Origin of the sequence: Bacillus sp. cl96, assembly GCF_900100505.1 — a bacterium.
Classification (GTDB): Bacteria; Bacillota; Bacilli; order Bacillales; family Bacillaceae_G; genus Bacillus_A; species Bacillus_A cereus.
In genome coordinates, this window is the sequence record NZ_FNDM01000002.1 from 538,590 (window position 1) to 562,714 (window position 24,125).

The window sequence follows — 24,125 nt, forward strand, 5'->3', positions numbered from 1 at the left end:
AAAGCAATATTGTTACAAAAAACAACTATTTTGTATAATAGTCATAGAATATGTTTTTGAAATTTGATAATGAAAGAGTGAGAAGTTTGAAAGAAATATTAAAACAACAGTATGCCATTATAGATATTGGATCTAATACAATGCGTTTAGTTATTTATGAAAAGCAAAATGGAGGTTTTTATAAAGAGATTGAAAATACGAAAGTTGTTGCTAGGTTAAGGAATTACTTAATTGATGGTGTATTGAATGAAGAGGGAATAGAAGTATTATTACAGACATTATTTCAATTTCAAGAAAGTACAAGATTCCATCAGTTGCATCATGTACTTTGTGTTGCAACAGCAACAATGAGACAGTCGGAGAATCAAGAGGAAATTAAAAAGCTTGTTGAAGGACAAACGGACTTTACTCTTAGAGTATTATCAGAGTATGAGGAAGCGCGTTACGGATACCTGGCGGTTATGAATTCTACATCGTTTTCAGAAGGAATAACGGTAGATATTGGTGGGGGAAGTACGGAAGTTACATACTTTAGAAATAGAGAGATTTTAGAGTACCATAGTTTTCCTTTTGGGGCACTTTCTTTAAAGCAACAATTTATTAAAGGTGATATTCCTACTAAAGATGAGTTAGAGGGAATGCAACAGTATTTAGAGTTTCAATTTCGAACGTTACCATGGTTAATCAATAAGAAATTGCCTCTTATTGCAATTGGTGGTAGTGCTAGGAACTTAGTAAAAATCCATCAAAATTTAATATGTTATCCTATAGCAGGATTACATTTATACAAGATGAAAGAAGAAGATGTTGAAAGTGTAAAAGAGGAATTGGAAAAATTGTCGTTCATAGAACTTCAGAAATTGGAAGGATTAGCAAAAGATCGAGCAGATACGATTATTCCAGCGGTTGAAGTATTTCATACACTTGTTCATGTTATAGAGGCACCGGCATTTGTATTAAGTAGAAAAGGGTTAAGAGAAGGTGTTTTCTATGAAGAGTTGACAAAAGATTTGGGGATTTCATATTATCCGAACGTAGTTGAAGAAAGTTTGCATTTACTATCACATGAATACGAAATGGACATGGAATTTGTTATTCAACTTATTAAACATGGAAGACTAATTTGCAAACAACTTGAGGAAATAGGGCTTATTTCTATGTCAGTAAAAGACTGGGAAGTGTTCCATCAAGCTGCGAAAGTATTTAATATAGGCAAATATATAGACGAAGAAGCAAGCCGTTTACATACGTTTTATTTATTAGCGAATAAGACAATTGATGGCATGATGCATAAAGATCGAGTAAGGCTAGCGCTTATTGCATCGTATAAATCAAAAATGTTATTTAAACAACATTTATCTCCATTTGAAGGTTGGTTTGATAAAAGCGAACAAAAAAAAATCCGCCTGTTAGGAGCTGTTTTACAATTTTCAGCTACTTTAAATGTAAGGCAACGATCGCTTATTGATACCATATCTATAACAGAAAGCGAAGAGGGATTAACGTTTAAAGTTTTATGTGAACAATCGGCATTAGCAGAAAAAGTACAAGCTGAAAAACAAAAAAAACAGTTAGAAAGAGTATTAAAAACGAATATTAATTTATTATTTGAACTAAAACATTAGGGTTGTACGGATGTCTTTACGAAAAATTTACACTTTGTAATATTGTAATTTGATAAAATGAAATTAACTAAATTATAGTAAAAAAGTTTCAAGGGGAAGTGTGAAGAGAATGGAATTATTGAAGGGGAATGCAGTAAATTTAAATGATACAGCTTATTACAATAATCGAGAGTTAAGTTGGTTAGCATTTAATGAACGTGTCTTACAAGAAGCGCAAGATGCAAATAATCCACTTTTGGAAAGATTGAAATTTATTAGTATTTTTAGTTCGAATTTAGATGAATTTTTTATGGTACGTGTAGCGGGATTAAAGGATCAAGTGAGTGCTGGATTTAATCAACCAGAAAATAAAGCTGGCTTAACACCGAAAAAGCAATTAAATAAAATTGCGATAAAAGCCCATGCACTAATGACAGTACAATATGATACATTTAAAAATTATGTATTACCAGCGCTTGAGTTAGAGGGAATTGAACGTTTAACATTCAATGATTTGACGAAAGAGCAGCGAGAATTTATAGAAGAGTATTTTGACGAGCAAATTTTTCCGGTGTTAACTCCTGTAGCTATTGATGCATATCGCCCATTTCCAATGTTATTAAACAAAAGTTTGAATTTGGCTACTCTTTTATATGATGAGAAGCAAGCAGAAGAAGAAAACAGGACGAAGTTAGGGATTGTGCAAGTTCCTTCATTACTTGAGCGCTTCATAATTTTACCGAGTGAAGGGCAAAAGCATAAATTTATTTTATTAGAAGACGTAATTAGTAGCTTTACTCATAAATTATTTACGGGATATACAGTATCATCTGTTACTCGTTTCCGTATTACACGCAATGCAGATTTAACGATTCATGAAGAAGGTGCGAGAGATTTATTAAAGGTAATTGAAAAAGAATTAAAAAAGCGTAAGTGGGGGGCTGCTGTACGTTTAGAAGTTGGGAAAGAACACATTGATGAAAGAGTATTAGCATTATTATATGAGGTTCTGGAAGTAAAAGATGAAGATGTATATATAATGGATGGCCCATTAGATTTAACATGTTTGTTTTCTTTATATAAAAAACTAGCTCCTTTATATGAACATCTTGTATATCCAGCTCTTATTCCGCAACCGCCTCAAGATTTAGGTGATGAAGAAGATGTATTTGAAAAAGCAATTGAGCATGATATTTTATTACATCATCCTTTTGAATCATTTCAGCCGGTAGTTGATTTTGTCCGTGATGCGGCAGACGATCCGAATGTACTTGCGATTAAACAAACGTTATATCGTGTAAGTGGTGATTCACCGATTATTCAGGCGTTAAAGATAGCGGCTGAAAAGGGAAAACAAGTGACGGTATTAGTTGAATTAAAGGCAAGGTTTGATGAAGAAAACAATGTTCACTGGGCTAAAGAATTGGAACAGGCAGGCTGTCATGTTATTTACGGTGTCAGTCACTTGAAAACACATAGTAAAATTACGCTAGTTGTAAGGAGAAAAAACGGAAAAATCGAAAGGTTCGTACATCTCGGAACTGGGAACTATAATGATGCAACAGCGAAGTTATATACTGATTTTGGATATATTACATCAAGAAAAGATTTTGGGGTCGATGCAACCAATTTCTTTAATTATTTAAGTGGTTATACAACAAAGCCACATTTTCATCATTTATCGGTTGCTCCATTTGATATAAGAGAGCAATTTATGGATTTAATAGATGAAGAAATCCGTTATCATAGGCAATATGGAAATGGATATATTATCGCTAAGATGAATTCATTAACAGATAAACCGTTAATAAAAAAAATGTACGAAGCATCACAAGCTGGAGTAAAGGTAGAGCTCATTGTTCGAGGAACATGTTGCCTACGACCTGGTATTCCAAATGTAAGTGAAAATATTCGTGTAGTTAGTGTTGTTGGAAGATATTTAGAACATAGCCGTATTTATTATTTCCATCATAATGGGGAGGAGAAAATATATTTATCTTCAGCTGATTTGATGACGCGAAATATGGAGAAGCGAGTGGAAATATCTTTCCCGATATTAGATATTGAAATGAAGGCACGAATTAAGGCGATTTTACAGCTTATATTAGCTGATAATGTGAAAACACGTGAACAAAATAAAGATGGTGATTACTATTATGTTATTAATGGTAGTACAGAAGAAATTGATAGCCAAGTGAAGTTGTTTAAGATGGCGTATCAAAATACAGACGCTGAATAATGAAAAAAAGTAAAAACCTCTTATGTCCATAAGAGGTTTTTACTTTTTTCTACTCATATGCTCCAAAAATAGAAGGATGAGTAGAAACAATAGTTTTATTATAAGCGTGTAATGAGATGGCTCGTTGAGAGAATAATATTTGAAAGAATCGTTACTTTAACCTAGTAATAGTAGGGTTGCTGACATGGTCCACCGTAACAAGGATAAGGTGCTGGCGGCGGGAAAGGTGGTGGATAAGGTGGATAAAATGGTCGAGGGCCGAAAGCTAATGCTCCGCCGAGCAATCCACCAGCAATTCCAGCTAGAAAGGGAACGCCAAAAAACGGGAAGAAGCGTGAGTCGCCTACTGGACCAATAGGTGCTGAACGGACTGGAATTGGTTGATAATATGGATACATGAACATACCTCCTTTATTGGACTCACTTTTATCATATGGTAAACGAAACATGGATGAGCGCGTACAAGAAAGGATATGTAAGAAAATAGGCGAATTATTACGAATGTTGGAGTGTGAAAATTGTGATTTCAGGTTTTGACATGAAACGAAATGGGACACGTGTTCTTCCGAGGCCTCGATTGACATAGAGAGTTAAATCCTGCATCGTATAGAAGCCTTCAATATAGTCTTTGGCGAGTGATGGTGTAATAATAGCCCCTAAAAAAGGAATTTGTACTTGTCCGCCATGGCTATGACCAGAAAGTTGCAAGTTGATTGGATATTTGGAAATTTGCGGCGCGATATCTGGCTCGTGAACAAGAACGATGTTATAAGTATTTTGCCGTGCATGTTGTAATGTTTTCTCTATTTTTGGTTTGCCTAGTAGTATATCATCGAGACCGAAAATAGAAATTTCACTATTATCCATTAGACGAATTCTTTTTTTACTATTTAGCAATAGTTCAAATCCTGATTCACGCATGATGTGCTCATAGTATTCAGTTCCATATCCACCGTGATCATGGTTACCATAAATAGCGAATTTACCGAAGGGGGCTTGTATATTTTTTAAAATGGACGCGACAAAAGGAGTGTCAGTATACGTTTGATAATTATCAATGAGATCTCCGGTAAAAAGGACAATATCTGGATTTACAGCATTAATTTTAGAAACAACTTGAGATAAATGTTGAAGCGAGAAATAGTATCCGAGATGTAAATCGCTGAATTGAAGAATTTTCATACCATGAAAACTTTTTGGGATGAGTTGTGATTTTAATGTGTGCTGTGTAAAAGAAATGAAATGGGGTTCTATATATTTAGCATAGTAGTATCCGATGCCACTGGTTATAAATGAATAGAGACAAGTACGCATACCAATTTTTAAAAAATTTCTTCTTGTAATGTGCGTCATAAAAATATGAGTATACCTCAATGTTTTTATTCCATTTACAGGCTACTCAAATCTCCTTTCAGTTTATTTAAAAATATACTTTACATAATAAAAAATTAGTATAGATTACGAAAAAAATGAATAAAAAGAAAGTTCTTTACATTAAAATATCAGAAAAGTTTAAAAATATAAAGATTTCTATTAAATAAAGTGATAAAATGAATGTGTATTCATTTTTTTGGAGGGGATGTATGTGAAAGAAAAGGTAGTTATTATAACAGGTGGATCGAGTGGAATGGGAAAAGGAATGGCGACTCGCTTTGCAAAAGAAGGGGCACGAGTTGTTATTACAGGACGTACAAAAGAAAAACTAGAGGAAACAAAGTTGGAAATTGAACAATTTCCAGGGCAAGTATTACCTGTACAAATGGATGTAAGAAATACGGATGACATTCAGAAAATGATTGAACAGATTGATGAGAAGTTTGGTCGAATTGATGTTTTAATAAATAATGCAGCTGGAAACTTTATTTGTCCAGCAGAAGATTTATCCGTGAATGGCTGGAATTCGGTCATTAATATTGTATTAAACGGTACATTTTACTGTAGCCATGCTGTCGGAAAATATTGGATTGAAAAAGGTATAAAAGGGAATATCATTAACATGGTAGCAACATATGCATGGGATGCAGGTCCAGGAGTTATTCATTCGGCTGCAGCGAAGGCAGGAGTATTAGCGATGACGAAGACGCTCGCTGTTGAGTGGGGACGTAAATATGGAATACGAGTTAACGCTATCGCTCCAGGACCAATTGAACGTACGGGCGGTGCTGATAAATTATGGATTTCAGAAGAAATGGCTAAGCGTACGATACAAAGTGTTCCGCTTGGAAGGCTGGGTACGCCAGAAGAAATCGCTGGTCTAGCTTATTATTTATGCTCAGATGAAGCTGCGTACATAAATGGAACTTGCATGACAATGGATGGAGGACAACATTTACATCAATATCCATTTTAAAAGGGATAAAAAAATGAATGTTTGATTCATTTTTTTACGGTTAAATGTGACGGAATTGTGACATATGAAAGAAAAGTGTTTACAAGAGGTCATATATACGTTATATTTAAGACCTCTTTTTTCTTCATAGTAGAATTGCTAATTCCCCTTAGCATTTTACCCCTCTAATCCCTTCAGGAAAACTGAAGGGATTTTTTATTATTTTTCCGTAAATATCATGTTATAATTTTTGAAAAGTAAAGGGAGGGAAGCACGTTGATAGATGCATTAGATGTAATGAGTAACTTGGATAAAGTCCTTCCTTATTATCAAGCTATTTTTAGTGCTGATGAGCATACTGTAATTGGATATGAAGTAGTAGGACGTATTCAAACAGAAGAGGGCATACAAAGTTTAGCTTCTTTCTTTCACGATGATTCGATTCCAAGTGAATTTCAACTGGAAGCGGATAATATTATAGTAGAAAAAGCTTTAAATCGTTATTTAGAAAGCGATCAAAAATTATTATTATTTATACATCGGAATGCTAATGTATTAATGAATGATGATGATGAAAGCTTGCTTCAACTTTTATTGAGGTATGAAGAACAAGGTTTAAATTTAAAACAAATTGTTTTAGAGATTACAGAGCATGAATGTAAAGAAGATATAGAGCAATTTAATCATTTGCTTATGTATTATCGTACATATGGTATTCAAATTTCGATTAATAAAGTCGGAACGGGTACAAGTAATTTAGAGCGTATTAGCGTGTTAGCACCTGATATTTTAAAAGTAGATTTAACGAACTTGAGGCAAACAGCACTTTTACAATCTTATCAAGATATTTTATATTCTTTATCATTACTTGCTAGAAGAATTGGTGCAACTTTATTATATGAAGAAATAGATGCTTTTTATCAACTGCAATATGCTTGGAAGAACGGTGGAAGATATTATCAAGGTAATTATTTAAAAGAATGTTTACCTGATTTTATTGAAACGAATGTTTTGAAAGAGCGACTAGGTAATGAATGTCATCAGTTTATTCAGCATGAAAAGAAGAAGTTACAAAAAATTTATAATTTAACAGAGATGTTACGCGATCGCATTGGCGATGTTTTATCAAAACAAAAAAAGAATGAAGATATAAATGATTGGTTATTACAATTTAGTCAAAGTGTATCACAGTGTAGTTTTCGTATATTTATTTGTAATGAAGATGGTTTCCAACAATCAGGAAATGTTATGAAAAAAGATGGAGAATGGATTGTGATGCCGGATTATTATATGAAGAACTGGAGCTGGCGCCCGTATTTTCTCGAGAATATAATGAAAATGCGTTTTGAGAATAAGGCGAGGCTTTCAGATTTATATGCAGATATTGAAACGGGAGAAATGGTACGAACATTTTCTTTCCCGATTGATGATGACAACTTTTTATTTATAGATTTATCTTATGAATATTTATATGAAGAAGATGTTTTATTTTAATGCACGAAGAGATTCGTGCATTTTTTGTTTGTTTTTATCATAAATTGGTAATAGTGAAAATGGTGATGAAAATGCTGTCTATCGTTGTAAAGATTTTACGAACGAAATCTGTCCTTTCTTTGCATAATCATTGTTACAATGAATACTACAAAGACAAGTTCTTTTAAAAGGAAGGTGAAAAAATGAGGAAATATGGAATATGGCTTGTTCTATTTGTATGTGTTGCCTTTCTAGTTGGTTATAGTGTTACGACTGCTTTAGGAAAAGAGGAAGTGGAAGTCGATCGGAAAGAAGTATTTACAACGATACAAAAAGGCTATGAAACCCAGTTTTCAATTCGTGGGAAGCATTTGCCGATGAATAAGATGATAGAGACGTTATCACCGTATTTTACAGATAATTTCCTTCAAGTATTTACAGATGAAAATAGCAGAAGTGATAAACAAAGTGGTGAATATTTACTTCCGGCAAAAGAAGCACCGTTTTCTTTTAATTCAGAAACGAAAATGTCGTATGATGAAGAACATAAAAATTTATATGTATACGAGCGGACAAAAAGTGGACAATATCAAATTGTAACATTGAAAAGGGATCAAGATAAATGGAAGTTAGCAGGATATCATGAAAGTCAGGAACTTTTAACTGAAATAAAAAGGTTGCAACAATTATAAAGTGAAACTTTTAATTAGTGGGAGTTTTACTACCTACAAACAGCGGGATAAGAATAGGAATAGGTATTTACCTATTCCTATTCCTATTCTATATTGAGTAGTTGTTGTAACTTTTCAATTTGAAAACCTGCAACTACTTCGCCATCAATTACGACTGTTGGAGTTGAATAGGAATCATAGTCGTTTAAAAGACGATTGCGAGCAGCAGCGTCTTTTTTTACGTCAAATTCTTCATATGCAACGTTATTATGCTTCAAAAATTCTTTTACAATAACACATGGCGGACAATCGGGTTGTGTATAAACCTCAATTTTTTTCATTGTAATTCCTCCTTTTTTCTGTTTTTTATTATATTCTTCCAGTATAAAAACCGCAATAATGAAGGAGAAATATGTTCTTTCTGTTTTTTCCTTCGCATTTCGACAAATTTTTAGTTGAGTTTCTGGCCAATAACCTTTATCCTAGAGTGTGGAACATTTTTTCTGTTATGACGGATAGAATGAGTATAGCTGTAAAACCTATTGGTAGGAAGATCAGAGAAAGGAGAGATTTCATGTCTCTACTCCAAGGAATTTTAACTCGACTTGTTAGTCTACAAGAACAAGCTGAAAGCGGTGAAGTAGCACAACGCTATTTTGAAGTGAACGGTGAGCGCAAATGTAGCGTGAAATTTTTCGATAAAAGTGAAATGTATGAGTTAGAAGTGTATCAACAAGGTGAAAAACCTCAAGTATATCAATTCGATAATATCGACATGGTTGCAATTGAGATTTACGATATCATTTCTTGATACATATAAAAAAGGTACTGCCACATGGCAGTACCTTTTTTAGTTCTATTACTTTCTAGCATAATGTATAGAAGTTTTTTATTTTTCCTACAATGGTATTAAAATGAAAATTTAATCCGTGCAAGTTTGCTTATCCATGTGGATAATTAGTCCCGTCAACCGGGTGAATATGTGAAGCTAAACTTCTCACTATCGCTGGGTTTTGCAAATAGCGGGAGAAATATAACTAGGAGGTTATCGTATGGAACGTTTACCAGTTGTGATTTGTCCTAATTGTCAAAGTTCTGCTGAGATTATTCATGTATTAACGGCTCAATCTAATCAAAATGTAATTTATACGTGCCAAGTTTGTCACTTTGTAATTCGAAATATTGAAACGAATAAAGGATAGGAAGTTATAATTTTAGTTTTTGTCCCATACAATGAGAATACGAAAAGTCTGTCTAATTGAAAGGACGTGACTCTGTGGACGGTGCACATAAATTTTACAATGTTTCAGAGAGACATTTAAATTTTGATATGGTCTTTAACCGTATTTGTAGTTTCATTGAAAAGGATCCGCGAAATTTGTATCGATTATCCATTGGGACAGACTCGCAAGCGCATCAAAAGGATACGAGGTTTATTACAGCAATCCATATTCATCGTGTTGGAAAAGGTGCCTGGGGTTGTTTACACCATAAATCAGTAAAAGATAAGCCAGCGACCTTACGTGAGAAAATATATTTAGAAACGCAGTTTAGTCAAGAAATCGCATGTCTATTTACGCCTACTCATATACAAACAATATGGGAGTTATTGCATCCTTATGCTCAAGATGGGGCTGGATTCATAATGGAAATTCATTTAGACATTGGGAATGATGGCTTAACAAAAGAATTTATTTTAGATATGACAGAAAAAATTCGAGCGATGGGATTAACTGCAAAAATTAAGCCGGATGCTTATGCGGCGTTTAGCTATGCAAATCGATATACGAAATGATTTTTTGTATGTGTACGATTGTTACATATCTTTAAACGAAAACTGAATATTACATCTATTAAATAGGTTGAATTTTTTATATAATAAGAGTAACGATGCGAGTGTAAGGAGAGGGGTATATGCAAAGGGAAGTTGTTTTAACGAAGGAAGAAGAAAGTTTACTACTAGATATTTTATTTCAGCAAAATTACGCAAGTGAAATTTTAGCTGTGGAACTTACAGATATTGAGAATGGTTTGAAACAGACAGATGTGATGCAATATAAAAAAATCACAAGGTTATTTTACAGATTAAAAAATAAAGGGTATTAAGCGCTACCGGAATGGTAGTCTTTTTTTTGTGCGGTATGCTAAAATAGCTGTGTGATTGTATTTTTATTGAAATAAATTTAGGACAAAATAATAATATGAAAACGCTGTCATAAAATGTGAATAGAGTTGTGAACATAAGCAGGAAAAAGGGAAAATGGGGGATGTAATATGATTAGTATTCCGAAAGACGAATTTCAACAAATTCTTGTGAAGGATTTAATGATTTCATCGGAAAAAGTAGCTCATGTCCAAATTGGAAATAGTTTAGAACATGCTTTACTCGTTCTTGTAAAATCTGGATATTCAGCGATACCTGTCTTAGATCCAATGTATAAACTACATGGTTTGATTAGTACTGCCATGATATTAGATGGTATGTTAGGATTAGAACGTATTGAGTTTGAAAGGCTCGATGATATGAAAGTAGAGCAGGTGATGAAAGAAGATATACCTGTTCTTAAATTAGACGATTCATTTGCAAAGGCTTTAGAAATGACAATTGATCATCCTTTTATTTGCGCTGTTAATGAAGAAGGCTATTTTGAGGGGATTTTAACACGTCGGGCTATTTTAAAATTGTTGAATAAGAAAGTAAGGCAACATAATCGATAAAGTGAAAAAAGTGACTTCATAGAAACGAAGAAGTCACTTTTTTTTCGTGCATATCACTTGTGTATGTATTATATTTAAAAAGACATAAAACATAAGGAAAGTTTGTGCTGGACAATTGTATTTTCTGAATGAAAGCATTCGGGTAAATTAAGGATGAAAAGCTTATTGAAATAAGGTGTATGGAAGCTAAGGAAAGAGGGAGAAAGTTGCAAATTGATGATTTTCAAATGATGGTTGTGTTAGCTCAGGAATCAAATATGAGAAAAGCGGCGGAACGTTTATTTGTTTCCCAACCTGCGCTGAGTCAACGATTACAATCTATGGAGAAACAATGGGGAATGAAGTTTTTTATTCGCTCACAAAAAGGATTGACAATTACACCTGAAGGGGAAAAAGTTGCAAATTATGCCAAAGAAATGTTGCAAAGGGAAGAAGATATAAAAAGTGAGCTGGCTGTTTTCAGAACGGAAACTCATGGAACGTTAAAAATAGCTGTTGCATCAGTTATTGGTCAATATTGGCTCCCTCCTGTTTTGAAAAAGTTTGTGCATAAATATCCTTCTGTAAAGATATCGCTGTTTACTGGATGGAGTAGTGAAGTGCAAAAGCAGTTTTATGAAGGAGACGTGCATGTTGCTATACTGAGGGGAACACAAGAATATAAAGGTCAGAAGCAACAATTATTTGAAGATGAACTGTATTTAGTTGATAAAGAAATAAAAGATATTTCGATGTTAAAAGAAACAAATAGGCCGTTCATTCAATTTAAAAGTGACTCGACTTATTATGGACAAATACAAAATTGGTGGTATGGTTTATTTTCTAATCCGCCTAAGCGAACGATTGTAGTTGACCAAATTGAAACATGTAAACAACTTGTTTTAAATGGTATAGGTTATGCCCTTTTACCTTCTACTGTTTTAAAGGAAGTACAGGAAAATATGTATAAAACACCTGTTCAACTGACGAGAGAAACATGGTTGTTAACAAGTGACTCGGCAAGGCAGTTGAAGCAAGTACAAGCATTTTTAGAAATTATAGAAGAAATTCAAAGGGGAAAATAAGATTATTATCTTGCTACTCGCTCTTTCGTTTGGTAGAGTAACATTATAAATGGATTTAGGAGGCAACAAGAATGAAAATGATGGACGCTAACGAAATTATTTCGTTTATTCAAAAAAGTGAAAAGAAAACTCCTGTAAAGGTATACATAAAAGGGGATTTAAAAGAAGTAACATTCCCTGAAACAGTACAAGCATTTGTGAATAAAAAATCAGGTGTATTATTCGGAGAATGGTCTGAAATTAAGACAATTCTTGATGAGAATAATAAGCACATCGTTGACTACGTTGTAGAAAACGATCGTCGTAATTCTGCAATCCCAATGCTTGATTTAAAAGGTATTAAAGCTCGCATCGAGCCAGGTGCTATTATTCGTGACCATGTTGAAATTGGTGACAACGCTGTAATTATGATGAATGCAACAATTAACATTGGTGCTGTAATTGGTGAAGGTTCTATGATCGACATGAACGCAGTACTTGGTGGACGTGCAACAGTCGGTAAAAACTGTCACGTAGGTGCAGGTGCTGTACTTGCAGGTGTTATTGAGCCACCTTCTGCAAAACCAGTTATCGTTGAAGATGATGTAGTAATCGGTGCAAATGTAGTTGTTTTAGAGGGTGTTACAGTAGGTAAAGGTGCAGTTGTAGCAGCGGGAGCTGTTGTAACAGAAGATGTGCCTCCATACACAGTTGTTGCAGGTACTCCAGCACGTGTAATTAAAGAAATTGATGAGAAGACAAAAGCAAAAACAGAAATTAAACAAGAGCTTCGTCAATTAAACCCAGAGAAATAAAAAGTAAAAAAAGCGTAAGAGCGTAAATGGGCTCTTACGCTTTTTATAGATAGAGGTGCAAAAATGACAGTAAGCAAATTTGTCCAAATTCGTAGAGATCTACATAGAATTCCAGAAATCGGATTTAAGGAATGGAAAACACAACAGTATATTTTAGATTATATAGGAACACTTTCTCATGAATTTGTGGAAGTGAAGACATGGAAAACGGGTGTAATCGTTAAAGTAAATGGAAAAAATCCCGAAAAAATAATAGGTTATCGTGCAGATATAGACGGTTTACCAATTACAGAGGAAACTGGATACGAGTTTGCTTCTATTCATGAAGGAATGATGCATGCATGTGGCCATGATGTACATACAACAATCGGTTTAGGCCTTCTAACGAAAGCTGTGAGCGAAAGAATAGATGATGACCTTGTATTTCTATTCCAGCCAGCAGAAGAAGGACCAGGCGGTGCTCTTCCTATGTTAGAAAGTGAAGAGTTAAAAGAATGGAAACCAAATATAATTCTTGGTCTTCATATTGCACCAGAATACGCTGTGGGGACAATTGCAACGAAAGAAGGACTGTTATTTGCCAATACTTCAGAATTATATATTGATTTAAAAGGGAAAGGTGGCCATGCTGCCTATCCACATACTGCAAATGACATGATTGTTGCAGCGAGTCATCTTGTTACACAGCTTCAATCCGTTATTAGTCGCAATGTAAATCCTCTTGATAGTGCAGTAATTACAATCGGGAAAATTACTGGTGGTACGGTTCAAAATATTATTGCAGAAAAATCTCGTTTAGAAGGAACGATTCGAACATTATCAGTGGAATCAATGAAGCGTGTGAAAAGCAGAATTGAGTCAATTGTTGCAGGTATCGAAGCTTCTTTCCAGTGTGAGGCGATTATAGATTACGGAGCAATGTATCATCAAGTATATAACCATGAAGAGTTAACGAGAGAGTTTATGGAATTTGTACATAAACAAACTGATATGAATGTTATTACATGTACTGAGGCAATGACGGGTGAAGATTTTGGTTATATGCTTCGAGAAATCCCTGGATTTATGTTTTGGCTTGGAGTAAATTCAGAATATGGTTTACATCATGCAAAATTAAAACCAGACGAAGAAGTGATTGAAAAGGCAATTACATTTTTAAGCCAATATGTAAAGTGGAAAGGGAATAGAAAATAAAACTTCCACTTTCTTGAAGGTTCCAAAAAACTTTTTGTTCTGAGGTGTAAGTAACGCTCGTATAGATTGATTTTAGACATTGACATACAAAATGGAAGAATTAAAGTTAATTGTACTGTTTTAATAATGAGCAGGGGGGTTAGCCACTGCTCATTATTAATTATTTGACTAACTTATATATGTTTACTTTTAGTATGAAAAGTGTGTAAAATCAATGTGAAACATAGAAAAAAGGGTGGGGAATTACGTGCAAATTAGCAGTGCGATTTTATGTTTCGTCTTATATGCGTACGTTATTATTGCGGCGGTTTATTTTGGGATAAGTTTTTATGCCTATCGTCTAGTAGATAATAATGAATATGACGAAACATACAAATGGGTGAAGAGATATTTATCACCTGTACTAGAAATTATGAATGGGTTTGTGCTCTTTTTATTTATTGGATTAATTGCTTTTTCAACGAGTTTAGTAGGGAATAAAACTACGTTATTTGTATTGGGTATCATTATTTTTATGTTGTTAGGAATAAGGATTGGTAATACGGTCTTTTGGAATGAAAGAAAAGTAGATGGTTGGACGGGAATGTTAATTCCGTGCATGTTAGCTGCAATCGTGACAAATATAGAGCATGAATATTATCAATTACATTTTTGGCTTATTATCGTTTTAACAATTCTTTCTGTTTTGTATATAAGCACAGTAGTACTAACATATATTGCACATGAAAAAGGAGATGTTAAAGGCACTCGTTTCTTTAGAGGACGGGCATTATTTTGGAGTGTGCCGACTATGGTAGTTATCGCGCTTATTGCGATATTAGTAAATGGATATCAATTTTCTAATTGGCAACTATTTTTAGAAAATTGGTGGATCTTTATCTTTTCGTTTATTGCTTTTTTAGGTGCAACGCATTATTTATTCCATCAACATCATTACATATGGGCGTTGTTATTTGCATTCACACAGCTTCTATTTGCCTTTTTTGGTCAAGAAACATTATTATTCGTTTTTGAAACATTTAGTTCTTTTGGAAATATATTTGTATTTGCTATGCTACTTGTTGGTATCGCTTTTTACTTGCAACAATATTTTTATATACAAAAACAAAAATAAGAGCTAATTACAGTTTTTGTGACGCATATAAAGTGTGTTACACTGAAAATAAATAGTACTTGAAGTTATTGGAGGAATTCCCGTGGGTGAGAAAGAAAAAGAATTTGCTGTCATTGGACTTGGTCGCTTTGGTGGAAGTATTTGCCGAGAATTAGCTCAATTAGGAATGGAAGTAATGGCAATCGATTCAGATGAGGATAAAATTAATGAATTTGCAAATATAGCTTCGCATGCTGTAATTGCAGATTCAACAGATGAGATGGTATTAAAAAGCCTTGGTATTCGAAATTTTGATCACGTAGTCGTTGCTATTGGAGATAATTTAAATTCAAGTATTTTAACGACTTTGATTTTGAAAGAGTTGGGTGTAAAAAATATTACTGTAAAAGCTCAAAATGATTATCATGAAAAAGTGTTAAGTAAAATAGGTGCAGATCATATTGTGCATCCAGAACGTGATATGGGAAAAAGGATTGCTAATAATATTGCATCAAGCAATGTGCTAGACTACCTTGAGCTTTCAGATGAGCATAGTATTGTAGAGATTATTGCGAATAAAAAAATTGATGGGCACTCTTTAATTGAATTAGATATTCGTGCGAAGTTTGGATTGAATATTGTAGCAATTAAACGAGGCAAAGAAGTTATCGTATCCCCTCGAGCTACGGAGAATATTCAAGCAGGAGATATATTAATTGTCATTGGTCATGACGATGAAGTGGATCGATTTAAACACTTTTTAAGATAAGAGAAAAGAAAAGGACAATGCCTTCATGGCATTGTCCTTTTTCTTATATTTCCATAATGATTGGTAAAATCATTGGACGACGTTTCGTTTTCTCATATAGGAATGGAGCTAATGTGTCTGTAATTTCATTTTTAATTTCAGACCATTGTGTTGTTTTACGCTCCATTACTTTTTCTAAATGAGTTGTAATTAATGTTTGTGCATCATTGATTAAATCGCTACTTTCACGCATGTAAACGAAACCGCGTGAGATGATATCAGGTCCTGCTGCAACTTTAAATTCTTTCATATCAATGCTTACAACTACAATTACAAGTCCTTCTTCAGAAAGGATACGACGATCGCGTAATACGATATTGCCAATATCTCCAATACCGTTTCCATCAATGTAGACCGAACCAGATGGGATTTTTCCAGCTACGCTAGCTTCATCCGAACGTAAAGCAAGAACATCGCCATTATCCATAATGAAGCAATTTTCTTCAGGGATGCCACAATCATTTGCTATGTTCATGTGCATACGCTGCATACGATATTCACCATGAATTGGCATGAAGTACTTCGGTTTAATTAGACGTAACATTAACTTTTGTTCTTCTTGTCCACCGTGTCCACTTGTATGGATATTTGAAAGTTTCCCATGAATTACATCAGCGCCAGCGCGGTACAACATGTTAATTGTACGACTTACGCTAATTGTATTTCCTGGAATTGGTGAAGAAGAGAAAACAACTGTATCTCCAGGAATAATTTGAATTTGGCGGTGTGTACCGTTTGCAATACGTGAAAGTGCTGCCATCGGTTCACCTTGACTACCTGTACATAAAATAACAACTTTATTAGCTGGTAAGCGGTTTAGTTGAGATGCATCTATGAATGTATCTTTCGGGCAACGAATATAACCAAGGTTTTGTCCAATTTCAATCGCTGCTTCCATACTTCGACCAAACACAGCTACTTTACGGTTGTTTTCAACAGCAGCTTCAACAACTTGTTGTAAGCGGTGAATATTTGATGCAAAGGTTGCGAATATAATCCGTCCTTCTACTTTACGGAAAATGTCTTGAATGCTATCACCAACGCGACGCTCAGACATAGTAAAGTTTGGAACTTCACTGTTCGTACTATCAGATAATAGACATAGTACGCCATCTTTACCGATTTCAGCCATTTTTGTTAAATCAGCTGGTTCACCAACTGGTGTGAAGTCAAATTTGAAGTCACCTGTATGAACAACTTGACCTTGAGGTGTTTTCACAACAACGCCGTACGAATCTGGAATACTGTGAGTTGTACGGAAGAAGGATACAGACGTTTTTTTGAATTTAATAACGTCATCTTCTTGAATCTCGTAAAGTTTTGCTTTACGAAGTAAGCCGTGTTCTTCTAATTTGTTTTTGATGAGTGCAATTGCTAATTTTCCGCCGTAAATTGGAATGTTCACTTGACGTAATAGGTAAGGGATTCCGCCGATATGATCTTCGTGACCATGTGTAATGAATAACCCTTTAATTTTATCTTCGTTTCGCACAAAATAAGTGTAGTCTGGTATTACATAATCGATTCCGAGAAGTTCGTCCTCTGGAAATTTAATTCCAGCATCAATTATAATAATTTCATCTTGAAATTGAACAGCGTATGTATTTTTACCGATTTCACCAAGCCCACCGAGAGCAAATACAGCAACTTGGTCGTTTTTTAGAAATTTCATATCGCTATACGATTTCCGCTAATGTTAAATCAGCGTTTTCTTTTTCATATTCAAGATGAGCGCCAGTAACAGACTGAACAAACTCGATATTATATGCGAACTTATTTAATTTTGTACGAACATCCTTTTCAGACGTAGCCTCTAAATATAAAACTTTTGTATTTTCACGTACTGGAACCTCAGTTAATTTTTCTTGATAAAATACTTTAAAAATCATTTGGAAAACCTCTCCTTGTCTATGTTTTGCATTATCTGTTACTTATTATAAAGCAAACAGTCACGATTTTCATGTTTTTTCGAATGAGAATGAAGAAAAAGCCCGAAATGGGCACAATTTAAGCGACTGTCTTTTTACGGACTAGACCATTTAAATAACGCTTGAGCTTTTTCTTCAGCTTCTTCAGCATGATTACTCCTTCCTTTCCTTATTTTAAACATGCCTATTACTAGTGAAAACTCTATCTCTGATATAAGAGATAGGACAAAAGTGAATGGTGAATCTTGTCCTTTCCCATACAGTGAAAGTTATTCTATAGTAACGATCAGTAGCCGTTAGTTATAGGTATAGTATGAGGAAGAATGGAAAAGAAAATTCATCCGAACAAGTATCTACATGTTTTACTAATATATATATGCAAAGTTTACAAATAAGGTCAGAAAGGGAACGCTTTCTTCACAGATGTTTAATATGTTATACTTTTTTTTAGAATTTGAAAAGTGATATTCAAAATAGGAATATAGAGTGCCAGAAAGGATTTTGACAAATGAATGATAAAATTGTCTTTTTTGATATTGATGGAACATTATTAGATCATGATAAAAAAATTCCGCAATCTACACGAGATGCAGTAAAACAGTTACAAGAAAAAGGTGTACATGTAGCAATTGCGACAGGGCGCGCGCCATTTATGTTCGAAGATATTCGTAAGGAACTTGATATACATAATTATGTTAGTTTTAATGGACAATATGTTGTCTTTGAAGATGAGGTAATATTTAATAATCCGTTACATCCAGATGCTTTACATAAGTTTACTCAGTTTGCAAAACAAGAAGGATATCCACTTGTATATCTTGACCATCAAGATATGAGAGCATCAGTGGAATATCATGATTATGTGAAAGAAGGCTTTGGAAGCTTAAACTTTGAGCATCCAGCATATGAGCCTAATTTTTATGAGGAACGTAATATTTATCAAACACTACTTTTTTGTGAAGTAAATGAAGAGGAAAAGTTTATTAATCATTATCCAGATTTTCATTTTATTCGTTGGCATGCATATTCAATGGATATCATTCCGAATGGTGGTTCTAAGGCAAAAGGAATTGAGAAATACATTGAAAAGTTAGGTTTTAATCGTGATCAAGTGTATGCATTTGGAGATGGCTTAAATGATTTAGAAATGATCGAAGCCGTTGGCACAGGTATTGTGATGGGAAATGGCCATGAAGACTTGAAAAAACTTGCAAATCATGTGACAAAGGATGTTAATGAAGACGGTATATATCATGGACTAAAGTGGGCTGGATTGCTATAAGTGAATATGGAACCCATTTCATAATAAAAAGGCGGAAGATTAACTTCCGCCTTTTTATTATTATCGCTCTAGAGGTTTGGAATCATCAGGAGCGGCAAAAGGATTTTCTTTATTGATATGGTCATAGAACATAACGCCATTTAAATGGTCAATCTCGTGCTGAAATACGATTGCTGGTAAACCTTTTAAACGTAATTTTACTTCTTCTCCGTTAATAGAAGTTGCTTTTACTGTAATTCTTGTATAACGAGGAACATAACCAGGTACTTCGCGGTCTACAGATAGACAGCCTTCACCACCCTGTAAATATGTACGTTCAACAGAATGGCTAATGATTTTTGGATTGAATAATGCATGGCTATATAATGTACCATCCGCATCGGTTACATGAACTGCAATCATTTTTTTTGAAACACCGATTTGCGGAGCCGCTAATCCGATTCCAGGGCGTAAACTATATTTTTCAGCCATTTCAGGATCTTGGCTATTTATTACGAATTCAATCATTTCTTTTAAGGTAGTTGTATCTTCTTCGCTTGCCGGTAAGGACACCTCTTCTGCAACGTTGCGCAAAATAGGATCTCCTTCGCGAATAACATCTTTCATTGTAAGCATATGTAATCTCTCCTTTCCTCTTTAGTCTACCAAAGGAGATGGAAAAAGTCATCGGCAAGAAAGGGAAGGCATTTTGAAAATCGTTCTATTATAGAGTAGTTATGTATGTGATAAACAGAAAAAGACGGCAAAGCCGTCTTTTTCTTTCCATAGTTGTTTCGTTTTACAATTAGCGAATGCAAGCAGCACCAACGATAATTAAAAGAATAAACAACACAACGATTAAGGCGAAGCCGCGTCCAGACCCGCCACAAGAACCGCCATAACCGTAGGAAGGATATGAACAAGTTGGATAGCAATATGAGTATCCGTACATGAGATGACCTCCTTTATCATTTCCCGCTAATACTGCGGTTACTATAATGTATGGAAGAGAGGGTAGAAATGTATAGGTATTTACCTAAAAAAGGAAGAGTAGTTTGTATATTTTTGTTACGAAGAGAGAAAAACTAAAGAGAATTAAATCGTTTACATATTATTCTAAGAGAAAAAATAAGTGAAAAAGGGAATAATATAACAGTAGGTCAATGCTTACTAATACAGATGTAAAAAATAAAAACACGTTTGTGTAGTAGAAACCTGCATATTATTTATAAAAAAACGTATTCAAAGTAATTGACATCGTAATTAGAATAGTTGTAAACTAAAAAACGTGATCAAGATTGTATTAATATGTTTCTGAAAAAACATTAGTACAGATTGTTAGGTACACAAAATTATTCTCAACCGACATACAAACATGTTGGTTTACATCGTTGCGCTTTTTAAACTGGAAAATAGCCAGTGAAAGCGTTTCAGAATATGGTTCAAGAGAGGAAGAGGTGAACGGAATGGGTACTAAAACAAAAAAGACCCTATTTAATGTTGATGAGCAAATGAAAGCTATCGCAGCTCAATTTGAAACATTACAAATTTTAAATGAAAACGGTGAAGTTGTGAATGAAGCAGCTATGCCTGAATTATCTGATGATCAATTAAAAGAATTAATGCGTCGTATGGTGTATACTCGCGTATTAGATCAACGTTCTATTTCTTTAAACCGTCAAGGACGTTTAGGTTTCTACGCACCTACAGCTGGACAAGAAGCTTCTCAATTAGCAAGTCATTTCGCACTTGAAGCAGAAGACTTCATCTTACCAGGATACCGTGATGTACCACAATTAGTATGGCACGGATTACCATTATACCAAGCATTCTTATTCTCTCGTGGACACTTCATGGGTAACCAAATGCCTGAGAATGTAAATGCATTAGCTCCACAGATCATTATCGGTGCGCAAATCATCCAAACTGCTGGTGTTGCGTTAGGTATGAAACTACGTGGTAAAAAATCTGTTGCAATTACTTACACTGGTGACGGTGGTGCTTCACAAGGTGACTTCTACGAAGGTATGAACTTTGCAGGTGCATTCAAAGCTCCAGCAATCTTCGTTGTTCAAAACAACCGTTATGCAATCTCTACTCCAGTAGAAAAGCAATCTGCAGCTAAAACTGTAGCACAAAAAGCAGTAGCAGCAGGTATTTACGGAATTCAAGTAGACGGTATGGATCCATTAGCTGTATACGCAGCAACTGCTTTCGCTCGTGAGCGCGCAGTAAATGGCGAAGGCCCTACTTTAATCGAGACTTTAACATTCCGTTACGGTCCACATACAATGGCTGGTGATGACCCAACTCGTTACCGTACAAAAGATATCGAAAACGAATGGGAACAAAAAGACCCAATCGTACGCTTCCGTAAGTTCTTAGAAGCTAAAGGCCTATGGTCTCAAGAAGTTGAAGAGACAGTAATCGAAGAAGCAAAAGAAGATATCAAACAAGCAATTGCTAAGGCTGACCAAGCTCCAAAACAAAAAGTAACTGATTTAATGGAAATCATGTACGAAAAAATGCCTTACAACTTAGCTGAACAATATGAAATCTACAAAGAAAAGGAGTCGAAGTAAGCCATGGCTCAAATGACAATGATTCAAGCAATCACTGATGCTTTACGCGTTGAAATGAAAAATGACCCTAACGTACTTGTATTTGGTGAAGACGTTGGTGTAAACGGCGGTGTATTCCGTGCTACTGAAGGTTTACAAGCTGAATTTGGTGAAGATCGTGTAATGGATACTCCACTTGCAGAGTCTGGTATTGGTGGACTTGCAGTTGGTCTTGCACTTGAAGGATTCCGTCCAGTTCCAGAAATCCAATTCTTCGGTTTCGTTTATGAAGTAATGGATTCAATTTCTGGTCAATTAGCTCGTATGCGTTACCGTTCTGGTGGACGTTGGACTGCTCCAGTAACAGTTCGTTCTCCATTCGGTGGTGGTGTTCATACTCCTGAACTTCATGCTGATAGCTTAGAAGGATTAGTGGCTCAACAACCTGGTCTAAAAGTTGTTATTCCATCTACTCCATACGATGCTAAAGGTCTTTTAATCTCTGCGATTCGTGACAACGATCCAGTTATCTACTTAGAGCATATGAAATTGTACCGTTCATTCCGTCAAGAGGTACCAGAAGGTGATTACACAATTGATTTAGGTAAAGCTGATATCAAACGTGAAGGTACAGATGTATCTGTTATCGCTTACGGTGCTATGGTTCACGCTGCATTAAAAGCTGCTGAAGAACTTGAAAAAGAAGGTATCTCTTTAGAGGTTGTTGACTTACGTACAGTTCAACCATTAGATATCGAAACAATCATCGCTTCTGTTGAAAAAACAGGTCGCGTAGTTGTAGTTCAAGAAGCTCAAAAACAAGCTGGTATTGCAGCTAACGTTGTAGCGGAAATTAACGACCGTGCAATCTTAAACTTAGAAGCTCCAGTTGTACGTGTTGCAGCTGCTGATACAGTATTCCCATTCTCTCAAGCAGAGAGCGTATGGTTACCAAACCACAAAGATATTGTTGAAGCTGTAAACAAAGTAATGAACTTCTAATTTTTAGCTTTTCATGTGCAAAAGAAATCAGCACATGCTGGTTTCTTTTGTACATATTCCATAATAATGAAATGAATCAGGGGGCTGAATTCCGTGGCATTTGAATTTAAACTACCAGATATCGGTGAAGGTATCCACGAAGGTGAAATCGTAAAATGGTTTATTAAACCAGGCGATGAAGTAAACGAAGACGATGTACTTCTTGAAGTACAAAATGATAAAGCAGTAGTAGAAATCCCTTCTCCTGTTAAAGGTAAAGTACTTGAAGTACTTGTAGAAGAAGGAACAGTTGCAATCGTAGGAGATACATTAATTAAATTTGATGCTCCTGGATACGAAAACCTTAAATTTAAAGGTGACGATCATGATGAAGCTCCAAAAGCTGAAGAAGCAGCAGTAGAAGCTCCAGCAGCGGAAGCTACTCCAGCAGCAACTGCAGAAGTAGTAAATGAGCGCGTAATCGCTATGCCATCTGTTCGTAAATACGCTCGTGAAAAAGGTGTAGACATTCATAAAGTAGCTGGTACTGGTAAGAATGGCCGTATCGTAAAAGCTGACATCGATGCATTTGCAAATGGTGGACAAACTGTAGCAGCAACTGAGGCTCCAGCAGCAGTAGAAGCTACTCCAGCAGCAGCGAAAGAAGAAGCACCAAAAGCACAACCAATCCCAGCTGGTGAATATCCAGAAACTCGTGAGAAAATGAGTGGTATCCGTAAAGCGATTGCGAAAGCAATGGTTAACTCTAAACACACAGCTCCTCACGTAACATTAATGGACGAAGTAGATGTAACAGAACTTGTTGCTCACCGTAAGAAGTTCAAAGCAGTAGCAGCTGACAAAGGTATTAAATTAACTTACCTTCCGTACGTTGTTAAAGCTTTAACATCTGCATTACGTGAATACCCAATGTTAAACACTTCTTTAGACGATGCATCTCAAGAAGTAGTTCATAAACATTACTTCAATATCGGTATCGCAGCTGATACAGACAAAGGTCTATTAGTACCAGTTGTTAAAGATACAGATCGTAAGTCTATCTTCACAATCTCTAACGAGATCAATGATCTTGCTGGTAAAGCACGTGAAGGTCGTCTAGCTCCAGCTGAAATGAAAGGTGCTTCTTGCACAATTACAAACATTGGTTCTGCAGGTGGACAATGGTTCACTCCAGTTATCAACCACCCAGAAGTAGCAATCCTTGGTATCGGCCGTATCGCTGAAAAACCAGTTGTGAAAAACGGTGAGATCGTTGCAGCTCCAGTATTAGCATTATCTCTAAGCTTTGACCATCGTTTAATTGACGGTGCAACTGCTCAAAAAGCGTTAAACCAAATTAAACGTCTATTGAATGACCCACAATTATTAGTAATGGAGGCGTAATAA

The 24,125-nt window shown here is 35.1% G+C and carries 27 protein-coding genes; 20 read left to right on the plus strand and 7 right to left on the minus strand.

Annotated elements, in window-relative coordinates; genetic code table 11:
• Nucleotides 1-50 precede the first annotated feature (50 nt).
• Together ppx and BLT20_RS07355 are read left to right on the plus strand one after the other, a co-directional pair.
• Nucleotides 51-1,625 carry an exopolyphosphatase gene (ppx, locus tag BLT20_RS07350; RefSeq protein ID WP_002026256.1) on the plus strand — a complete coding sequence of 525 codons (1,575 nt, stop codon included), beginning with the start codon at nucleotides 51-53 and terminating at the stop codon, nucleotides 1,623-1,625.
• A gap of 109 nt (nucleotides 1,626-1,734) precedes the next feature.
• Complete coding sequence (locus BLT20_RS07355; protein WP_000421678.1) at nucleotides 1,735-3,843, plus strand: polyphosphate kinase; 2,109 nt, start codon at nucleotides 1,735-1,737, stop codon at nucleotides 3,841-3,843.
• A 161-nt stretch (nucleotides 3,844-4,004) separates the two neighbouring features.
• Here the strand turns inward: BLT20_RS07355 and BLT20_RS07360 are convergent, their stop codons facing one another.
• Both BLT20_RS07360 and BLT20_RS07365 read right to left on the minus strand, forming a co-directional pair.
• Nucleotides 4,005-4,241, minus strand: coding sequence for a hypothetical protein (locus BLT20_RS07360; protein ID WP_000283738.1), 237 nt, complete (start codon nucleotides 4,239-4,241; stop codon nucleotides 4,005-4,007).
• A gap of 97 nt (nucleotides 4,242-4,338) precedes the next feature.
• Nucleotides 4,339-5,196 carry a metallophosphoesterase gene (locus tag BLT20_RS07365; protein ID WP_002026257.1) on the minus strand — a complete coding sequence of 286 codons (858 nt, stop codon included), beginning with the start codon at nucleotides 5,194-5,196 and terminating at the stop codon, nucleotides 4,339-4,341.
• Nucleotides 5,197-5,428: 232 nt separating this feature from the next.
• Between BLT20_RS07365 and fadH the strand changes: the two genes are divergently transcribed.
• The 4 genes from fadH (at nucleotide 5,429) to BLT20_RS07380 (ending at nucleotide 8,337) form a co-directional block, all read left to right on the plus strand.
• Entirely contained in the window at nucleotides 5,429-6,193 is a 765-nt protein-coding gene (gene fadH / locus BLT20_RS07370; protein ID WP_000660913.1) for a 2,4-dienoyl-CoA reductase, read from the plus strand.
• A gap of 255 nt (nucleotides 6,194-6,448) precedes the next feature.
• Nucleotides 6,449-7,666 carry an EAL domain-containing protein gene (locus tag BLT20_RS07375; protein ID WP_000564306.1) on the plus strand — a complete coding sequence of 406 codons (1,218 nt, stop codon included), beginning with the start codon at nucleotides 6,449-6,451 and terminating at the stop codon, nucleotides 7,664-7,666.
• Complete coding sequence (locus BLT20_RS30765; RefSeq protein WP_003279784.1) at nucleotides 7,666-7,833, plus strand: hypothetical protein; 168 nt, start codon at nucleotides 7,666-7,668, stop codon at nucleotides 7,831-7,833. Before BLT20_RS07375 ends, BLT20_RS30765 begins: the two co-directional genes overlap by 1 nt.
• 15 nt (nucleotides 7,834-7,848) lie before the next feature.
• Nucleotides 7,849-8,337, plus strand: a complete 489-nt coding sequence (locus BLT20_RS07380) for a DUF3993 domain-containing protein (protein ID WP_001233802.1) — start codon at nucleotides 7,849-7,851, stop codon at nucleotides 8,335-8,337.
• 83 nt (nucleotides 8,338-8,420) lie between these two features.
• On the opposite strand, the gene BLT20_RS07385 is transcribed toward BLT20_RS07380, so the two are convergent.
• A complete protein-coding gene (locus tag BLT20_RS07385; protein WP_000717873.1) occupies nucleotides 8,421-8,657 on the minus strand; it encodes a glutaredoxin family protein in 237 nt (78 codons plus the stop codon).
• Nucleotides 8,658-8,890: 233 nt separating this feature from the next.
• Here BLT20_RS07385 and BLT20_RS07390 point away from each other — a divergent pair, with 233 nt between their 5' ends.
• From BLT20_RS07390 to BLT20_RS07435, 10 genes are all read left to right on the plus strand, one after another.
• Nucleotides 8,891-9,127: a YkuJ family protein gene (locus tag BLT20_RS07390; protein ID WP_000055151.1), complete on the plus strand. Its 237-nt coding sequence runs from the start codon at nucleotides 8,891-8,893 to the stop codon at nucleotides 9,125-9,127.
• Between the two features lie 241 nt (nucleotides 9,128-9,368).
• On the plus strand, nucleotides 9,369-9,518 hold the full coding sequence (locus BLT20_RS30510; protein WP_000440540.1) for a hypothetical protein: 150 nt from the start codon (nucleotides 9,369-9,371) through the stop codon (nucleotides 9,516-9,518).
• Nucleotides 9,519-9,592: 74 nt separating this feature from the next.
• Nucleotides 9,593-10,111: a ribonuclease H-like YkuK family protein gene (locus tag BLT20_RS07400; RefSeq protein WP_000348488.1), complete on the plus strand. Its 519-nt coding sequence runs from the start codon at nucleotides 9,593-9,595 to the stop codon at nucleotides 10,109-10,111.
• 119 nt (nucleotides 10,112-10,230) lie between these two features.
• Nucleotides 10,231-10,422, plus strand: coding sequence for an antirepressor AbbA (gene abbA, locus BLT20_RS07405; RefSeq protein ID WP_001188692.1), 192 nt, complete (start codon nucleotides 10,231-10,233; stop codon nucleotides 10,420-10,422).
• A gap of 168 nt (nucleotides 10,423-10,590) precedes the next feature.
• On the plus strand, nucleotides 10,591-11,034 hold the full coding sequence (gene cbpB, locus BLT20_RS07410) for a cyclic-di-AMP-binding protein CbpB (protein WP_000623579.1): 444 nt from the start codon (nucleotides 10,591-10,593) through the stop codon (nucleotides 11,032-11,034).
• A gap of 179 nt (nucleotides 11,035-11,213) precedes the next feature.
• The gene (locus tag BLT20_RS07415) at nucleotides 11,214-12,098 is read left to right on the plus strand and encodes a LysR family transcriptional regulator (RefSeq protein WP_002026259.1); all 885 of its coding nucleotides are present in this window, start codon (nucleotides 11,214-11,216) and stop codon (nucleotides 12,096-12,098) included.
• Between the two features lie 71 nt (nucleotides 12,099-12,169).
• Nucleotides 12,170-12,892, plus strand: a complete 723-nt coding sequence (dapD, locus tag BLT20_RS07420; RefSeq protein WP_000783241.1) for a 2,3,4,5-tetrahydropyridine-2,6-dicarboxylate N-acetyltransferase — start codon at nucleotides 12,170-12,172, stop codon at nucleotides 12,890-12,892.
• A gap of 63 nt (nucleotides 12,893-12,955) precedes the next feature.
• A complete protein-coding gene (locus tag BLT20_RS07425; protein WP_000218672.1) occupies nucleotides 12,956-14,086 on the plus strand; it encodes an N-acetyldiaminopimelate deacetylase in 1,131 nt (376 codons plus the stop codon).
• Between the two features lie 247 nt (nucleotides 14,087-14,333).
• A complete protein-coding gene (locus tag BLT20_RS07430; protein ID WP_001167324.1) occupies nucleotides 14,334-15,200 on the plus strand; it encodes a cytochrome c oxidase assembly protein in 867 nt (288 codons plus the stop codon).
• An 82-nt stretch (nucleotides 15,201-15,282) separates the two neighbouring features.
• Nucleotides 15,283-15,948, plus strand: coding sequence for a potassium channel family protein (locus BLT20_RS07435; RefSeq protein WP_000504032.1), 666 nt, complete (start codon nucleotides 15,283-15,285; stop codon nucleotides 15,946-15,948).
• 43 nt (nucleotides 15,949-15,991) lie between these two features.
• On the opposite strand, the gene rnjA is transcribed toward BLT20_RS07435, so the two are convergent.
• The gene (gene rnjA / locus BLT20_RS07440) at nucleotides 15,992-17,659 is read right to left on the minus strand and encodes a ribonuclease J1 (RefSeq protein ID WP_000670377.1); all 1,668 of its coding nucleotides are present in this window, start codon (nucleotides 17,657-17,659) and stop codon (nucleotides 15,992-15,994) included.
• A 4-nt stretch (nucleotides 17,660-17,663) separates the two neighbouring features.
• Nucleotides 17,664-17,876, minus strand: coding sequence for a DNA-dependent RNA polymerase subunit epsilon (locus tag BLT20_RS07445; protein WP_000576435.1), 213 nt, complete (start codon nucleotides 17,874-17,876; stop codon nucleotides 17,664-17,666).
• Between the two features lie 547 nt (nucleotides 17,877-18,423).
• On the opposite strand from BLT20_RS07445, the gene BLT20_RS07455 reads away from it, so the two are divergent.
• Nucleotides 18,424-19,197 (plus strand): Cof-type HAD-IIB family hydrolase, encoded by a 774-nt coding sequence (locus BLT20_RS07455; RefSeq protein ID WP_000998268.1) that lies wholly within the window; start codon nucleotides 18,424-18,426, stop codon nucleotides 19,195-19,197.
• A 60-nt stretch (nucleotides 19,198-19,257) separates the two neighbouring features.
• Here BLT20_RS07455 and def read toward each other — a convergent pair whose 3' ends face one another.
• Nucleotides 19,258-19,812, minus strand: coding sequence for a peptide deformylase (gene def / locus BLT20_RS07460; RefSeq protein ID WP_000957048.1), 555 nt, complete (start codon nucleotides 19,810-19,812; stop codon nucleotides 19,258-19,260).
• Between the two features lie 169 nt (nucleotides 19,813-19,981).
• Nucleotides 19,982-20,128 carry a YjcZ family sporulation protein gene (locus tag BLT20_RS07465; protein ID WP_000274562.1) on the minus strand — a complete coding sequence of 49 codons (147 nt, stop codon included), beginning with the start codon at nucleotides 20,126-20,128 and terminating at the stop codon, nucleotides 19,982-19,984.
• A 514-nt stretch (nucleotides 20,129-20,642) separates the two neighbouring features.
• On the opposite strand from BLT20_RS07465, the gene pdhA reads away from it, so the two are divergent.
• From pdhA to pdhC, 3 genes are all read left to right on the plus strand, one after another.
• Nucleotides 20,643-21,758 carry a pyruvate dehydrogenase E1 component subunit alpha gene (pdhA, locus tag BLT20_RS07470; protein ID WP_000536895.1) on the plus strand — a complete coding sequence of 372 codons (1,116 nt, stop codon included), beginning with the start codon at nucleotides 20,643-20,645 and terminating at the stop codon, nucleotides 21,756-21,758.
• Nucleotides 21,759-21,761: 3 nt separating this feature from the next.
• Nucleotides 21,762-22,739: a pyruvate dehydrogenase complex E1 component subunit beta gene (gene pdhB, locus BLT20_RS07475; protein ID WP_000068168.1), complete on the plus strand. Its 978-nt coding sequence runs from the start codon at nucleotides 21,762-21,764 to the stop codon at nucleotides 22,737-22,739.
• Between the two features lie 93 nt (nucleotides 22,740-22,832).
• Complete coding sequence (gene pdhC, locus BLT20_RS07480) at nucleotides 22,833-24,122, plus strand: pyruvate dehydrogenase complex dihydrolipoyllysine-residue acetyltransferase (protein ID WP_000863419.1); 1,290 nt, start codon at nucleotides 22,833-22,835, stop codon at nucleotides 24,120-24,122.
• Nucleotides 24,123-24,125: the final 3 nt, after the last annotated feature.

Excerpts from the sequence above, each read along its gene's own strand:
- pdhB (WP_000068168.1), top strand. The coding sequence starts at position 21,762 with ATGGCTCAAATGACAATGATTCAAGCAATCACTGATGCTTTACGCGTT.
- BLT20_RS07390 (WP_000055151.1), top strand. The coding sequence starts at position 8,891 with ATGTCTCTACTCCAAGGAATTTTAACTCGACTTGTTAGTCTACAAGAA.
- BLT20_RS30765 (WP_003279784.1), top strand. The coding sequence starts at position 7,666 with ATGCACGAAGAGATTCGTGCATTTTTTGTTTGTTTTTATCATAAATTG.
- BLT20_RS30510 (WP_000440540.1), top strand. The coding sequence starts at position 9,369 with ATGGAACGTTTACCAGTTGTGATTTGTCCTAATTGTCAAAGTTCTGCT.
- pdhA (WP_000536895.1), top strand. The coding sequence starts at position 20,643 with ATGGGTACTAAAACAAAAAAGACCCTATTTAATGTTGATGAGCAAATG.
- ppx (WP_002026256.1), top strand. The coding sequence starts at position 51 with ATGTTTTTGAAATTTGATAATGAAAGAGTGAGAAGTTTGAAAGAAATA.
- BLT20_RS07445 (WP_000576435.1), bottom strand. The coding sequence starts at position 17,876 with ATGATTTTTAAAGTATTTTATCAAGAAAAATTAACTGAGGTTCCAGTA.
- BLT20_RS07380 (WP_001233802.1), top strand. The coding sequence starts at position 7,849 with ATGAGGAAATATGGAATATGGCTTGTTCTATTTGTATGTGTTGCCTTT.
- BLT20_RS07385 (WP_000717873.1), bottom strand. The coding sequence starts at position 8,657 with ATGAAAAAAATTGAGGTTTATACACAACCCGATTGTCCGCCATGTGTT.
- BLT20_RS07355 (WP_000421678.1), top strand. The coding sequence starts at position 1,735 with ATGGAATTATTGAAGGGGAATGCAGTAAATTTAAATGATACAGCTTAT.
- rnjA (WP_000670377.1), bottom strand. The coding sequence starts at position 17,659 with ATGAAATTTCTAAAAAACGACCAAGTTGCTGTATTTGCTCTCGGTGGG.
- cbpB (WP_000623579.1), top strand. The coding sequence starts at position 10,591 with ATGATTAGTATTCCGAAAGACGAATTTCAACAAATTCTTGTGAAGGAT.
- abbA (WP_001188692.1), top strand. The coding sequence starts at position 10,231 with ATGCAAAGGGAAGTTGTTTTAACGAAGGAAGAAGAAAGTTTACTACTA.
- BLT20_RS07455 (WP_000998268.1), top strand. The coding sequence starts at position 18,424 with ATGAATGATAAAATTGTCTTTTTTGATATTGATGGAACATTATTAGAT.
- def (WP_000957048.1), bottom strand. The coding sequence starts at position 19,812 with ATGCTTACAATGAAAGATGTTATTCGCGAAGGAGATCCTATTTTGCGC.
- dapD (WP_000783241.1), top strand. The coding sequence starts at position 12,170 with ATGAAAATGATGGACGCTAACGAAATTATTTCGTTTATTCAAAAAAGT.
- BLT20_RS07360 (WP_000283738.1), bottom strand. The coding sequence starts at position 4,241 with ATGTATCCATATTATCAACCAATTCCAGTCCGTTCAGCACCTATTGGT.
- BLT20_RS07415 (WP_002026259.1), top strand. The coding sequence starts at position 11,214 with ATGGAAGCTAAGGAAAGAGGGAGAAAGTTGCAAATTGATGATTTTCAA.
- BLT20_RS07425 (WP_000218672.1), top strand. The coding sequence starts at position 12,956 with ATGACAGTAAGCAAATTTGTCCAAATTCGTAGAGATCTACATAGAATT.
- BLT20_RS07465 (WP_000274562.1), bottom strand. The coding sequence starts at position 20,128 with ATGTACGGATACTCATATTGCTATCCAACTTGTTCATATCCTTCCTAC.
- BLT20_RS07365 (WP_002026257.1), bottom strand. The coding sequence starts at position 5,196 with ATGACGCACATTACAAGAAGAAATTTTTTAAAAATTGGTATGCGTACT.